This window comes from Streptomyces sp. NPDC001532 (assembly GCF_040298625.1).
In the GTDB taxonomy this organism is placed as follows: domain Bacteria; phylum Actinomycetota; class Actinomycetes; order Streptomycetales; family Streptomycetaceae; genus Streptomyces.
In genome coordinates, this window is sequence record NZ_JBEPAL010000064.1 from 8,874 (window position 1) to 22,951 (window position 14,078).

5 protein-coding genes are annotated in these 14,078 nt (G+C 69.8%); 1 reads left to right on the top strand and 4 read right to left on the bottom strand.

The genetic code is table 11. The features are described 5' to 3' along the window. Nucleotides 1-128 precede the first annotated feature (128 nt). From ABT232_RS35880 to ABT232_RS35895, 4 genes are all read right to left on the bottom strand, one after another. Nucleotides 129-689: a hypothetical protein gene (locus ABT232_RS35880; protein WP_351848298.1), complete on the bottom strand. Its 561-nt coding sequence runs from the start codon at nucleotides 687-689 to the stop codon at nucleotides 129-131. After that, nucleotides 662-6,853, bottom strand: a complete 6,192-nt coding sequence (locus tag ABT232_RS35885) for a DNRLRE domain-containing protein (RefSeq protein ID WP_351848299.1) — start codon at nucleotides 6,851-6,853, stop codon at nucleotides 662-664. The genes ABT232_RS35880 and ABT232_RS35885 overlap by 28 nt, the downstream gene beginning before the upstream one ends. Before the next feature lie 695 nt (nucleotides 6,854-7,548). Next, a complete protein-coding gene (locus tag ABT232_RS35890) occupies nucleotides 7,549-8,523 on the bottom strand; it encodes an L-threonylcarbamoyladenylate synthase (RefSeq protein ID WP_351848302.1) in 975 nt (324 codons plus the stop codon). Nucleotides 8,524-8,909: 386 nt separating this feature from the next. Beyond that, complete coding sequence (locus tag ABT232_RS35895) at nucleotides 8,910-9,551, bottom strand: carbonic anhydrase (RefSeq protein WP_351848304.1); 642 nt, start codon at nucleotides 9,549-9,551, stop codon at nucleotides 8,910-8,912. A 1,700-nt stretch (nucleotides 9,552-11,251) separates the two neighbouring features. On the opposite strand from ABT232_RS35895, the gene ABT232_RS35900 reads away from it, so the two are divergent. Further along, the gene (locus tag ABT232_RS35900; protein WP_351848307.1) at nucleotides 11,252-13,069 is read left to right on the top strand and encodes a glycoside hydrolase family 3 protein; all 1,818 of its coding nucleotides are present in this window, start codon (nucleotides 11,252-11,254) and stop codon (nucleotides 13,067-13,069) included. Nucleotides 13,070-14,078: the final 1,009 nt, after the last annotated feature.

Consider the following 14,078-nt stretch of genomic DNA (forward strand, 5'->3'; position numbering starts at 1 on the left):
CGGCCTCCGAAGAGACCCGGATGTCTCCCGCGCCGTCACGTCGTATGACGACGTCTGACCGCCGTCAGGAATGGCATTGCCGCACAGCCAGGGTCGGCTGTGCGGCAATGGTTGTCCTCACGGCAGGGTCATCCCGACGTCGTCCCGCAGGACAGTTGCTCGTCGATCGCCCGTGCGGTCATGGTCTTGCCCTGGATGGTCCAGTACCGGTCCTCCGTCAAGGGGTGCTTCGCCGCCTCTTCGAGGTCGACGAGATCCCCGACACTGTCGTCCTGGTGGGCATAGGTGACGGACACGTCCACCGGCGACGGCAGCTTGGCGGGCTTGTCCGACGTGGCAGCCTTGCGGTACTCGGTCGGCGACCACAGCGTGATCAGCCCGTCGGCAGCGGCCTCCCCTGTGGGCCCCTCACCCCACCACAGCAGCTTCTCCTTCCGTGTCTCGCTGCCGGGATCCCAGACCTCGACACGGTCCAGTTTTTCACCGGCACAGACAGGTACCTTGACCTGCACGGACGTGTCCGTGACGCGGAAGCCGAGCACCAGACTGTCGTCGCCCGGGTGTTCCGGGACCTGATCGCAGGACGTGCTCAGTGCTCCGAGCAGGAGAACGGAGACCGCCACGGCCATGGACGCGCCGGGCGCGCGTCGGCTCGAACGGGTCAGCACCGGTAACCTCCGCTTCTCCATCCCGCCCCGCGCTCCCACCGGTTGCGGCAAGGGTTCGCTCCCGCGCGCAGGTATCGGATGCCGAAGCCAAGACCGTAGCGCAGCCACTGAGACCTGTGCCGCTTCTCGTGATTGATGCGGTCGCGCGTGATGTAGGAGCGGTTGTTCGACGTGAAGTAGGTGGTGCCGAGCGTGGTGCCACCGCGCGCGTGCAGACCCCATCCCCCGCGGCAGACTCGCATGCCGTAGCGATAACCGCACTTGTAGCCCATGTAGCGGCTCACGCCCGCGAGCCCGTAGCCCAGGGCGCGCGCTCCGGCGCGGCGCACCTTCTTCCACCGCCAGAACTTCCAGGTCCACCGCTTGCCGTCGAGGTCGTACTGGTTGATGGGATCGGCAGGGTAGCCGTAGGCGTTGGCGCCGCCGCCGTAGACGGGGTCGAGGGACAGGAAGCGTCCGGTGGCGGGGTTGTACAGGCGGGCGCCCATGAGGGTGAGGCCGGTGAGGGTCTCGGTGGAGCGCTGCTTGGCGCCGAGCCAGTTGTAGCGGGTGGCCGCCTGTCCGGGGCGGGGGTTGCCGTATTCGTCGCTGTCCAGGGCGGTGGGTGCCTTGGTGGCGTCCAGCGGTAGCTGGAGGGCGACGTCGCCGTGGATGGTGGTGAGCTGGAGGACCGTGTCGCCGGTCTTGCTGGTGGTGGCGGCGAGGTCGCCGGAGGTGCCGTCGACGTTGCGGGTCAGGGCGCCGGTGGTGGTGTCCTCGGTGATCCAGCGAGGGTTGTCGCTGTCGCTGTCGTAGTGGTTGGTCTTGGCCGCGGTCTGGGTCCAGGTGGTGCCGCTGCCGGTTTCGACCTTCCAGGAGCGGAAGCGCAGGGCGGCGTCGAGCTGCCAGGTCTGCCGCTTGCCGTTCGAGGTCTGCTGGTAGGCGAGGTCGTTGGTGTAGTAGCCGTGGGTGCTGCCCGGCAGGGCGGTGGTGCGGCCGAACGCGTCGTAGGTGTAGCCGGAGTTCACGAGGCGGTCGGCGCTGTCGTAGGTGTAGGTCGTGGTGGTGGCGCCGGTGGAGGTGCAGGCGCTGCCGGAGGCCGCGGTGACCGTGGCCAGGGTGGAGCGGTTGGAGCGCTTGTCGAAGGTGTAGGTGCGGCGGGTGCAGACCTCGCCGACGGTGTCGTCGGTGCCCGTGAGGCGGCCGGCCTTGTCGTAGGTGTACTCCTGGGCGGACCAGCCCTGGTGGCTGGCGGCCTGTCCGTGGACGTTCTCGGTGACGGTGTCGGTGTACACGGACGTTCCGTCGCTGTCGCGGGTGTAGGCGCGGGTGGTGGCGGCGCCGGTGGGGTCCTCGGTGACGTTCAGGGTGTAGCCGCCGGGGAGCTTTTCGCTGGTGACGGATCCGTCCGCGTCGTAGGTGGCGGAGAAGTCACCGGCGATGGAGTCGCTGGTCCTGGTGACCAGGCCGCGGGGTTCGGCGGTGTGGTCGTAGGTGTAGGTCACCGTCGAGGGGACGGTGTCGCTGGTCTTGACCGGCCGGTCGAGCTTGTCGTACTCGGTGGTCGTCTTTCCGCCGTCGGCGTCGGTGTAGGAGATGAGCCGGCCCAGCTTGTCGTAGGCCCGGGTGATGGTGCCGCCGCTGGTCGAGGTGGTCTTGACGACCTTGCCGGTGACCGGGTCGTACTCGGTGGTCACGTCGGGGACGGCCTGACCGAGGGTGCCGGTGACCATGGTCTTCTCGGGACGGCCGGCGGCGTCGTAGGTGGTGGTCGTGGTGCGGGTCTGGCTGCCCGAGGTGTCGGTGACGGTGGCGGGCTGGCCGTAGTAGTCGTATTCGGTGGTGGTGTCGGGCAGGTCGGCCGGGTTGGAGCCGCCGCCGGTGATCGCGCCGGCCGGTCCGGTCCAGCAGATCTGGTCGGCCCACTCGGGGCGGCCCTGGCACGAGCCGGTGCCGGTGCCGGTCCAGTACTCGGTGATGCGGGTCGTGGCGTCGGAGCCGGTGGAGCCGGGCAGCGACTGGGAGGTGACGCGGCCCTGGGCGTCGTAGGCCGTGGTGGTGGTCAGGTTCAGGCCGCCGGAGTCCTGGATGGTGAGAGTGGGCAGGCCCTTGGCCCAGTCGTACTGGGTTTCGTTGACTCGCTTGTCGCCCATGACCGAGGAGTAGTCGCGGACCCGTGCACCGGTGATCTGCAGGGTGACCTGGTCCTTGACGGTGGCGGTGCCGTCGGTCGGGCGGCCGGTGTCGTACTCCTTGACCGTCCAGGCGCGGGCGGGCACGGAGGTGCCGGCCGCGACCAGGACGGTGGTGCCGTCCTTGAGGTCCTCGGTGAGGTCGACACGGTGCAGCGGCCCGAACTCCTCCAGCTCACGGGTGCCGGTCTCGTTGTAGAGGGAGGTGGTCGACAGTTCCTGGGCCCGCTCGGAGGAGGACCGGGAGATGATGCCGAGGTCGGTGAGCGTGTCCTTGTCGACGTCCGTGGCGCCTAGCGCGAGTTCGCGGTTGCCGGCGGTCAGTTCACGGATCGTGTTGCCGAACCGGTCGTACTCGGTGGTAGTGATGGACTTGCCCGGCGAGGCGGTGTTCACCTCGCGGCCGGAGGCGTTGAGGTAGTGGACGGTCGCCCGGCCGTAGCCGCCGGCGGTCAGGGCTCCGCCGTCGTGGGTGGCGGGCACGGAGTCGGCCGGGAAGACGGCGGTGGCGTCGCTGGGAGTGTCGAGCTGGCCCCAGGCGGCGGTGTCGGAGGCACCCATCGCGTGCGGTGCCTTGGTGCCGGTCAGCGGGACGCCGTAGACGATGCTGGTGACCGCCTGGCCTTCCACCGTGTCCGCGGTGCCCTGCTTCAGGGCGTCGCGGGTGACCTTCAGCAGCATGCCGTCACCGGGGGCGGTGCCGCTGCCGGCGTTGCCGTAGGTGAAGGTGTAAGGCAGTTCGCCGGGCGGCTGCATCCAGGTGATGCGGCCTTCGTCGTAGGCGTACTGGGTCTCGGCCTGCTGTCCGATCCGCGGGTCCCAGGTCTGGCGCAGCCGGCCCGAGGAGTCGTAGCGGTAGGAGGCGACGGCGGTCGCGGTGACGGCGGTGGCGCCCGGCTGGGTGGAGTACAGCTTGATCTGCTTGACCTGGCCGGTGAAGTCACCGAACTGGGCGTCGGTGTCGGTTCCGGTGGCGGTGGTGGACGTCGCGTAGACGAACTCCAGCACCCGGCAGCCCTTGGTCGTCGGGGTGGTCTCGCAGGTCGCGCTGGTGACCGCCGAGGTCGGGGCGATGATCCGCTTGGGGCGGGCCAGGACCTTGCCGTCCACGGTCACCGTCTCCGACACCACCTTGGTGGTGGAGTTCGACAGGCCTTCCAGCAGGGTGCTGGAGACCTGCCACGTGGTGGCGGCCGCGGCAGGCTTGGTGAACGTGGTCACCGTGCCCTCGGTGTCGGACAGGGTGAACGACGTCGAGGTCACGCTGCCCTTGAGGACTAGGTCCTCCGCACCGGGCTCGGGGACCCAGCCGGTCTTCGCGGCGTTCGCGGTGAAGTGCAGGGCGTCGCCCTCGGCCGTCACCACGGCCACCGCGGTGTCGGAGACCTTGCGCAGGTGCGTGTAGTCGGACTCGGTCGTCTCCGCCGCGGTGCCGGCCACCCACTCCTTGCCGAAGATCGCCGCCTGGCCCTCCTGCTTGGCGCCCTGGTCGGGGGTGCGGGAGGACGCGGTGCGGGTCACCGACATGTCGAAGAACGACGCGTCGGTCTCCGACAGGGTGTAGTCACCGGTGAGCAGGTTCAGGGAACCGGGGCCGGCCTCGGAGGCGGCGGCGCCGTCGGCGTCGCGGTCCACGACCACGGTGAGCGCCGGGGTCGACGAGGACGCCGAGTTCGGGCCGGTGAAGTCGGCCTTGATCTGGACCGTGCCGTCCGGGGAGACGGTGCTGGTGGCGTTCCACACCAGCGGCGCGTTCTTCCCGCCGCTCAAGGCGACCGGCCAGGCGGTCAGAGCGGTGCCGCCGGAGGTGACGTCGGCGGGCGGGATGCTTACCCACGGATCGGCCTCCGAACGCCGCCACGAGAACGACACCTTGTCGTACTTGCCGGCCTCGGCCTCGGCGACCAGCGGCAGCCGGCGCGCGGTGCGCTCGCCCTCGGACGGCTGGAGGAACCCGCCCGGACCGGCATGGAAGACGTATTCCAGTGCCTCGGACTTGTTGTCCGCCTTGTCCACCGAGCGGACCTGCAAGGTGTGGGTGCCGTTCTTCGGCGGGGTGACGCTGATGTTCTTCGCCGTCGCGGCACCACCGGTGGCGACCTTGGTCCAGGTCACCCCGTCCAGCGACCACTCCAGCCAGTTGTGGTCCGCGGCCGGCGGCGTCACCGTGAACGTGCCCGCCTGCCCGGCGCCCTTGACCCACTGCCCGCTCGGGTAGTCCGTCGACGTGACCTTCGACGGGGCGGACGGGGCGGAGGTGTCGACCGTGAACGTCTTCCACGCCGACCAGCCGGTGTTGTAGTGCGTCCCGTCATAGGGGTTGGTACGGAACTTGTACGTCTTGCCGTTGGTGAGCACACCGGACGGGACCGTCACCGACGCAGCCGACCCCGATGCCACGTACTTGGAGACGAGGACGTTCCCGACCTGCGTGTTGGTGGCGTTGTCGTAGATCTGGAAGGTGCCGTTGACCTTGTCACCGTCGGTGTCGACGAACGTGTCGCGCAGCGTCGGCGTGGCCGTGTTCACCTGGTACGCGCCGCTGTAGGAGAAGAACGGCGGGCCGGCTTCCTGCTTCGTCCCGGTCTTCGGCCGGAAGTTGTAGTTGACCACCAGCTTCGGCGGGTTCGAGGCGGCGTTGGCGGAGTTGACCCGCTTCCACTGCTCGACGACCGACTCGCTCGTCGCCCGCACGCCCATGTGCCCGCGGGTGGCCTTCGCCGACGCCCACTCCTGCACCAGCGTCGTGACGTCGGCGTTGATCCAGCCGTCCGGCGCCGTCGTGCACGCCGCGTTGCCGCGGGTCTCGGTGGAGGTGGCCTTCTTCGCCGTCATCGTCGGCCGGTTCGTCCACCGGCTCGACGTGGACGCGGCACCCGAGGACCACACCTCCCACGGATAGGCCTTGCAGTCGGGGTTGCCCGAGTGGAAGTTCCACAGGCTCAGCTTGGCGCTGGTGATCAGCGCGTCCTGGACCGGCGTCGTGTTCCACGAGATGAACGACTGCGCGGTGCGCGGCGTGCCGTCGCTGTTCGTGGTGCCCGGGTTGCCGAAGTCCAGCTCGGTGTCCGTCGACCAGTCGACCGTCTCGCCCTGCTGCACATAGGTGTCGAACACGTTGGACAGCGACGACGTCGACGGGTCCACCGTGACCGGGAACTTCGTCTTCGGATCCGCCAGGAACTTCGCGTCCGGAGTGACCACCAGGTCCACGCCGGTCTTCGTCCTGACGACCTTCATCGCCACCGGTACCCGGCGGGTGTGCTCGCCCGACCGCTTGTCGACGGTCGCGTCCCACATCACTGGCGCGGGCATGACAGCCCGCTTCTTGTTCTTGGTGTCGGTGAACTCGACACCGCCGTTCTTCAGCTGCTTGACCTTCAGGCCCTTGGCCTTGAGCGGCAGCGTGTAGGCGTAGCCGTCCGCGGCGGGACGCTGCTTGATCTCGACGTACTGCTCGAACCCGGTACGGGTCGCCTCCACCACCACGTCCGCGCCCGGCACCGCGTTCACGTACTCGGCGCGCGTGCCGTCCAGCTTCGGCTTGGGCAGGCCGCCCTTCCACTGCAGCGTGATCTGCTGATCACCCTCGCCCAGCGTCACCAGGTCCACGGCCTTGGACCGCCGCGCCGCGGCCAGTGACTTCGCCGGCGTACCCGTACGGCCGGCCAGCCGCAGATTCTCCGGATGCGCGACCGGCTCGACGGCGCCGCCGGAGACCTCACGCAGGTCGACATCGACGTCCACCCAGGCGCCGTCCCGCTCGAAGCGCACCGGGCCCGCGGACAGCTCCGTCGTCAGGCTGCCGTCCTTGTTCACCCACGTCGTCGACGTCTCCGTGCGCTCACTGAGCGCCTCCACTCGGTGCCCGGCAAGCCTGGCCGCGACCTTCGCCGACGGAATGTCCGCCGCCGACGCGACGCCCTTCGCCTTCGGCTTCTCGGCCGGCGTCTGCGACGGAGACGCGGACGGAGACGCAGACGCGGACGCGGCCTCCATCAACGACACCGACATCAAAACGGCAAGAGACGCCGAAATCCAGCGCAGGCTCCGGCTTTTCTCATGCCACACCCGCCCTCTCTCGTCCCGAGAAGGCAGTTCCTCTGGTCTCACGAATCCATCCCCATCTGTCACCTGTGAAAGGGCAGTGAACGAATCGAAAAGTAACCAGGGACACAAGATGATCAAGATCATCAAACGCTCAACCCGGACAGACTCGACCGTCGCCAGCCCATGTGATCTCGATCACGCAACACAGCGTCATTGATGCGGAATTCTGGCTTCCGGGAAAAAGAACAAGCCAAGCATGGAAACCGGCCATCGCGGTTCGACGGGAACCCCTCACGCGGCGCGCGGAGCCCGTGGACTTTCTGCCTGGCGCTGCTGTGTTCGCGCCTGGGAGAGCGTTGTTTGGCTTTTCATTGCGGAAATATGGTCGGGCTTTTACGCCACCCACGCGATCATCGTTGCTCTTTATCCGGTAGCCGTTGTTGTTTCAAGTCCCTTCCGGCTCGGCGAGCCCGCCCGGGCAGCCGCGGCCGGCCCGGCCGGTCTGCCCCTTCTTCATCCTCGACGCGGGGCCCCGATGGCTGACGGGGCCCACACACCGCAGACGGGCGGCACGAGCCGGCTCGGCCTGCCAGATCGATGAGCACCTGGCCGAATCCGTCCGACACCCGCACCTCAGAGCAGCAACGGGCGGGGACTGGTCACGCCGTCGGTCGGGGTCCGGCCGCGCGGCGGAGGCGGTTGGCGATCGCCAGCCCCAGCCCTTCCTCATCCGGCAAGGACGCGACGATGAGGTCGCAATCCCGTTGGTCGAGCTCGCGCAGGAACCCGTACAGCCCGCGCGCGTAGGCAGCGGTCGAAGCGGGGACCGCCACCACTGCGTGCGCCTTCACCGGGGCGTCGGCGAGGGAAGGGGGAAGGAAGACACCGACCTGGTGCCCCAGCTCCTGCGCCCGTTCCGCTTCGGCGACGACCTCCTCCGGTTCGACGAGGACGACCCGCGCCCGCGGGGCGTAGTGGGACGGATGCTGGCCCGGCACGCGTACGCGGCTCGTCGCAGGCACTGCGATCGGGCCTCCCAGCACCGCTTCGATGTCCTCGCGCGTCACCCCGCCGGGCCGCAGGATGCTCGGCATCCCGCCCGTGACGTCGACGATGGTCGACTCGACGCCAACCTCGCAGGACCCGCCGTCCAGGACGAAGTCGACGGCATCACCGAGCTCCGCACGGACGTGGTCCGCGGTGGTGGGGCTGACCGAGCCGAAGCGGTTGGCGGACGGGGCCGTGACACCGCCCCCGAAAGCCGTGAGCAGCGCCAGTGCCACGTGGTGGTCGGGGACGCGCACGGCCACCGTCTCCAGGCCACCTGTCGCTTCCAAAGGCACCCGTCGGCCGCGCCGCAGGACGAGCGTGAGAGGCCCAGGCCAGAAGTGTTCGGCCAGCAGGCGCGCGGTTGCGGGTACGCCCTCGACCCAGTCGTCCAGGTGCTCCGCGCCGCCGATGTGGACGATCAGCGGGTGGGTCGGCGGGCGTCCCTTGACCTGGAAGATACGCCCGACAGCGGCGGGATCCTCGGCGTTGGCGCCCAGACCGTAGACGGTTTCGGTCGGCAGGGCTACCAGGCCGCCGGCGCGCAGCACCTCGGCAGCCTTCTCGATGTCACTGGTTGTTGCCATCACTCACACGATTCTCGCACCTGGCAGGCGGACGTCGTGCCGCTGCCTACCGCGGCCGCACAGCAGGGCGACAGCCGCCTGGCACGGTCGGTGTACATGGCCGGGCCGCCGCACGGCACCGCGCACCGCCTTTGTCGTCGGCCGCGCCCCTGACGGATCGCGGAGGCAACGGGCGGTGGGCACCGCGGACGACGCCCCGCTCTCGCCGCTGCGCGCGGACACCACGGTTGCGTATCCCCGGATGCAGCCAGCGCTACGAGGACCATGAGCCATCGGGACCCTCCGTGGAGGATCGGCATGGGCAGACCGGTCGGGTCTTCATCCACCTCTACAGGTCCCTTCCGGCCGCGGCAGGCGCGCGCCGCGGCTGCCGCGGCCGGGGGCGGTCACGCCGGCGTCGAGGCCGCTACGTCAAGGCCGCGGGCGGCGACGAGCCGGGCGCTGCCGTCGGCCAGTCGGTAGGACATCCCCACCACGGCGAGACGGCCGGCGGCCACCCGCTCGGCCAGGACGCGGGAGCGTTCGAGCAGCAGGTCCACGGTGTGCTCGACGTGCTCGGCGAGGATCTCCTCGGCCGTCTCCTTACCGGCGGCGCGGGCTGCCAGCACACTCGGGGTCACTCGCTCGACCACGTCACGGACGAAACCGCCCGGGGTCTGTCCGTTCTCCAGGGCGGAGCATGCCGCGGCGACGGCGCCGCACGAGTCGTGGCCGAGGACGACGACCAGCGGCGCGTTGAGGACGCTCACGCCGAACTCCATGGAGCCGAGTACTTCGGTACCGGCGACATGCCCGGCGGTGCGCACCACGAACAGGTCGCCCAGGCCGCGGTCGAAGATGATCTCGGCGGCCAGCCGGGAGTCGGAGCACCCGAACAGCACAGCGAAGGGCTGCTGGCCCGGTGCGGTCTCGGTGCGGCGGGCGGCGTCCTGGTTCGGGTGCTCGGGGGTGCCGGTGACGAAGCGCTGGTTACCGGCCAGCAGCAGCTCGAAGGCTTCCGCGGGCGTCGGAGTCTTGATGTCGGTCATGGCCCGCAGCCTAAGAGTCGGCCCCAGGGGACGCACAGCCTGGTCACCTCGGATGGAGCTTCGCGGCACGGTCGGCCCTACCGGGGGGCGCGGGGCGGCTCGCTGGTCGGCGATCTCCTGAGCGATCCGGCGTGCGTCACCGGACCGGGAAGGCTGGCCGGGTTGAGGTGGCCTGAGCCCGTTCCTCTGTCAGAACCTTCCGATAGCGTGCCGGCAGCCCCCTCTGCTCCGACTCCGCTCCGCTCCGGGGGAACAGACATGGACATGTAGCTCGCTAGGGATTGCGGGATTTCATCCCTCGCAAAACAGAAGGACACCGTAAATGACTCGCCACCCTCCCCTGATGACCCTGGCTACCGATCAGATGGAGAGCTACGCGGAACACGAAGCGGCCGTCGCACCGGCCGGGCTCGTCCGGGCCCAGCTGAACGCCTGGGCTCTCGTGCATGACGGCACCGTCCCGGGCGGTGACGGGATGCGGCCGCGGGAGCATGCGCGGGACCGGTGGGCAGGAGGACGGCCCGGCGGACCGAGCACCGACCGGAGCCGGCCCGGTGCGACGCTGGAGCGGAGGGGCGCCGGGACGCCACTGTTCGTCGGCACAGCGCTGCGTACGACGGTGCAGCGGAGCGTGACCCCGACATCGGCCGGCGGCGCATCTGACCCACGGCGTCCTGGAGTCATCTGACGACTACGGCCGACGCCGACGGGATCACCTTGGGCATCGAGTCGTTCGGTGCCGACGACCCGCCACTCGTTCCTGCTCACAGGCGGGACGGGGATGCTCTCCTGGCCCGACGCGCTGTGCGAGCACCTCGCCGCCGAGGGGCGCCGTGCGGTGCGCTGCGACCTGCGTGACAGCGGGGAGTCCACGACGAAGGACCCGCAGGCGCCCGCCTTCATCCTGGGCGACCTCGCCATCGACGCGGCGGCCCTCGCCGACGCGCTCGGCGGGAGGCACGCGCACCTTGCGGGGATCGGCATCGGCGGGATGGCCGCCCAGGTGGCCGCGCCCGACCAGCCGGCGCCTTCGGCACCCTCACCCTGGCCGGCACCCGCGCCGGCGCCCCGGCCCGTCCGACGACGACCTCCCCAGCCACGACCGGGCGACGATGTGCCGGCTGTTCCCGCGTCCGATGCCCAACTGGGCCGACCGCGAGGCGGTCGCCAAGTTCGCCGCCGCCGCGGAGACCCTTGGTGACAGCCACGCCGCCGCGCGCTTCTGGGACCGCACGCCCGACACCGCACCGCCGTGCGGATGGATAACCAGTTGGGCACGCTGTACTCCCGGATCGGCTGCGCACGCCGCCGGCGCGAGCTCCTGCCCTGGATCGAGATCCCCCGCTCGTCGTCCACGGCCGCCGCGACCGGTTCTTCCTCGTCGGCAACGGCGAGGCGAACACACGCGAGATCCCCCGGCACGTCGAGGGCTGGCACTCCGTTTCCGCGGCAGGCCGAGGTCTTGTCGAAGGTGTAGGCCCCGGTCGAGGTACAGCCGCCGGGCCCGGCGACGGGGCGACTTGGGATGTCGCGCCCCTCGGGTCACGGCTTCACCCACACGGCACATCTAATTTGTCTAGACCTTTTTCGTCTGGATCTCTTGCCCGGCCGTGAACCGCGGGCTAGGTTTCCCGCTGTTCGGAGTCCTTCGCGTTTCCTTCACTTCCCTTCGTGAGCAAGGCTGGAAGGAGCATGTCCGCATGCAGGACCGGAGTCTGTCCAGACGAACCGTTCTCGCCTCCGCGACCGTGGTCGCAGCGGGTGTCGTGGGCGTGACGGCGCCCCCCGCGGTCGCGCACAAGCGCGACGACCGCCTCAAGAAGATCATCGCCAAGATGAGCATCGAGGCAAAGATCGGCCAGTTGTTCGTGCCGTACTTCTACGGTACGTCGGCGACTTCTCCCAGCCAGTACGACCAGGAGCGCAACCTCAGGGAACTCGGCGTCCGCACTGTGGCCGAGCTCATCGCCAAGTACCAGATCGGTGGTGTCATCTACTTCTCCGGGTGGGCGAACAACATCCAGGATCCGCGTCAGATCGCGGACTTGACGAACGGGGTGCAACGGGCATCGCTGGCCCTGCCCACCCCCATTCCGTCCCTGATCTCCATCGACCAGGAGCACGGGGCCAACGTCCGCATCGGCAGCGGCGCCACCCAGCTGCCGGGCGCGATGGCGCTCGGCGCGGGCCGCTCGCTCCTCGACGCGCGCACCGCCGGACGGATATCGGGCACCGAACTCGCCGCCCTGGGCATCCGTCAGAACTTCGCCCCGGTCGCCGACGTCAACGTCAATCCGGCCAACCCCATCATCAATGTCCGTTCCTTCGGTGCCGACGCCCGCGAGGTCGGCCGCATGGTGGCGGCCCAGGTGACGGGTTATCAGCAGGTCGGCGTCGTGGCCTGCGCGAAGCACTTCCCCGGCCATGGGGACACCGGCGAGGACAGCCACACCGGACTGCCCGTGATCACCCATACCCGCGAGGAGTGGGACACCATCGACGCCCCGCCTTTCAAGGCCGCGATCGCCGCCGGCGTCGATTCGATCATGACAGCGCACCTCCAGGTCCCCGCGCTCGACCCCAGCAACGAACCGGCCACCCTGTCGCCCGCGATCCTCCAGGGCGTGCTGCGCGACAAACTCGGCTTCGCCGGCGTGATCGTCTCCGACGCCCTCAACATGCGCGGCGTGCGCACCAAGTACGGCGACGACCGCGTACCCGTACTCGCCCTCAAGGCCGGCGTCGATCAACTTCTGTTCCCGCCGGACATCGACGTCGCCTACAAGGGTGTCCTGGCCGCCGTCCGCAGCGGAGAGATCACCGAGGAACGACTCGACGAGTCGGTCCTGCGCATCCTGCGGATCAAGGACAAGGTCGGCCTGCTCAGTGGCAGCCCCTACGTCTCCCGGAAAGAGGTGGACCGGGTCGTCGGCGCCCACAAGCACCAGCTCGCCGCCGCCCGGATCGCCGAGCGCACCACCACCCTGCTGGTCAACGAAGACGAGGCGCTTCCGCTTCGCCGCAGGCAGAAGAAGCTGCTCGTGGTCGGCGCCAGCCCGGCCTTCCCGACCGACGACACCCGCACCACGGTGCCCGAGCTGGCCAAGGCGTTCGACGAACTGGGCTACAGCACCACCCACCTCGCCACCGGCCGGACGCCCGACGCGGCGAAGGTCGACGAAGCCGTGGCCGCCGCTCGCGGACGGGACGCGGTGGTGGTCACCACCGACAACGTCGGCGCCACCAGCGCCCAGCGCACCCTGGTGGCCCGTCTGCTCGCAACGGGCGTCCCCGTCGTCCACCTCGCGGTGCGCAACCCCTACGACGTCGCCCACCTCGGCGACGTCCCCGCCTCACTGGTCTCCTACGGCTGGACCGAGGTCGAACTGCGCGCCGCCGCCCAAGTGATCGCCGGCCAGGTCGAGCCGCGCGGCAAGTTGCCCGTTCCCATCCAGCGGGCCGACGACCCGGCCGAGGTCCTCTTCCCGTACGGGCACGGCCTGTCGTACGACGACTGACGTCCACGCCCCTGCACGGATCGCGCCGGAGCCCCACGAAGGGCAAGCATCGGGGCCCAGGCTTGGCGGGCCCCGAGAAGGGGACGTGCGGGCCAGGTGTCCGGACCTTCGCGCGGTCTTGGGAGCCGGCGGACAGCGGCGCCCGTGTTTCGGGTGAGGCAGATCGTCGAGTGCAGTGACGCCATCCCGTCCGCTCGACGAAGCGGGCCAATTCGATGATCAGGCCCGCGGATCGACGACGCATCAGCCGGTGGACCGACGGGTAACCAAGCAGCCGGGACGCGGGCGGCCCATGGAGCGAGACGCCGGAGTCCGGTCGGGCCTCAGCAGCCCGGTGGCGAGGCCGTGGATGTCATCAGCGCCGTCGCGGACCACCACAGCAGCAAGTCGCCCGGCGGCGGGGCACATCTGCGCGGGGCGGTCGATCGACCACGCGTCATGCCAGCCGCACAACATTCATGGCTCCTCACCGGCCCACCCGGCCAGTCCTGTCTCCACGGACCACTTCGCAGCGCCCGCGCCAGCTCCCCCTCCCCCGGTCCGACCGGGGAGGGCAACAGAGAAGGGAACCGGAACCCGGAACAAGGCCAACGGCGCCTTCCTGCAACGGACTTCTTCCAAACCGCCGGGGCCTCGCTCCCTCCTCGCCTCCGCACTGGGTCGGCCTGCGACCGGCGAAGCCATCACGAGGCCGGCACACGGACGCGGTAGCACGGACGCGGTAGCTTCGCCACGTCGACGTGGCGCAGGACGACGGCTACGCCAGCCTCCACAGCATGGCTGCGCCCGGCGCCAGCTGCACAGCCGGCACCGGGATCCCCGGTGATCACCGACGCTGCGGTGGCGTTCACCCCGGGCAGGGAGACGCACCCCGGTGGGCTGGCGACGCCACGGCTTCCCCATGGCCGTTGAGCGGCGGACTCGTACGACGAGACGGTGGGGAGCCGGCTGCTGTGCGACTGCCGGGCGATCTGGTGTGTTCACACCAGGAGGGCAGAAGAGCCCCGTT

Excerpts from the sequence above, each read along its gene's own strand:
- ABT232_RS35880 (WP_351848298.1), bottom strand. The coding sequence starts at position 689 with ATGGAGAAGCGGAGGTTACCGGTGCTGACCCGTTCGAGCCGACGCGCG.
- ABT232_RS35895 (WP_351848304.1), bottom strand. The coding sequence starts at position 9,551 with ATGACCGACATCAAGACTCCGACGCCCGCGGAAGCCTTCGAGCTGCTG.
- ABT232_RS35900 (WP_351848307.1), top strand. The coding sequence starts at position 11,252 with ATGCAGGACCGGAGTCTGTCCAGACGAACCGTTCTCGCCTCCGCGACC.
- ABT232_RS35885 (WP_351848299.1), bottom strand. The coding sequence starts at position 6,853 with ATGTCGGTGTCGTTGATGGAGGCCGCGTCCGCGTCTGCGTCTCCGTCC.
- ABT232_RS35890 (WP_351848302.1), bottom strand. The coding sequence starts at position 8,523 with ATGGCAACAACCAGTGACATCGAGAAGGCTGCCGAGGTGCTGCGCGCC.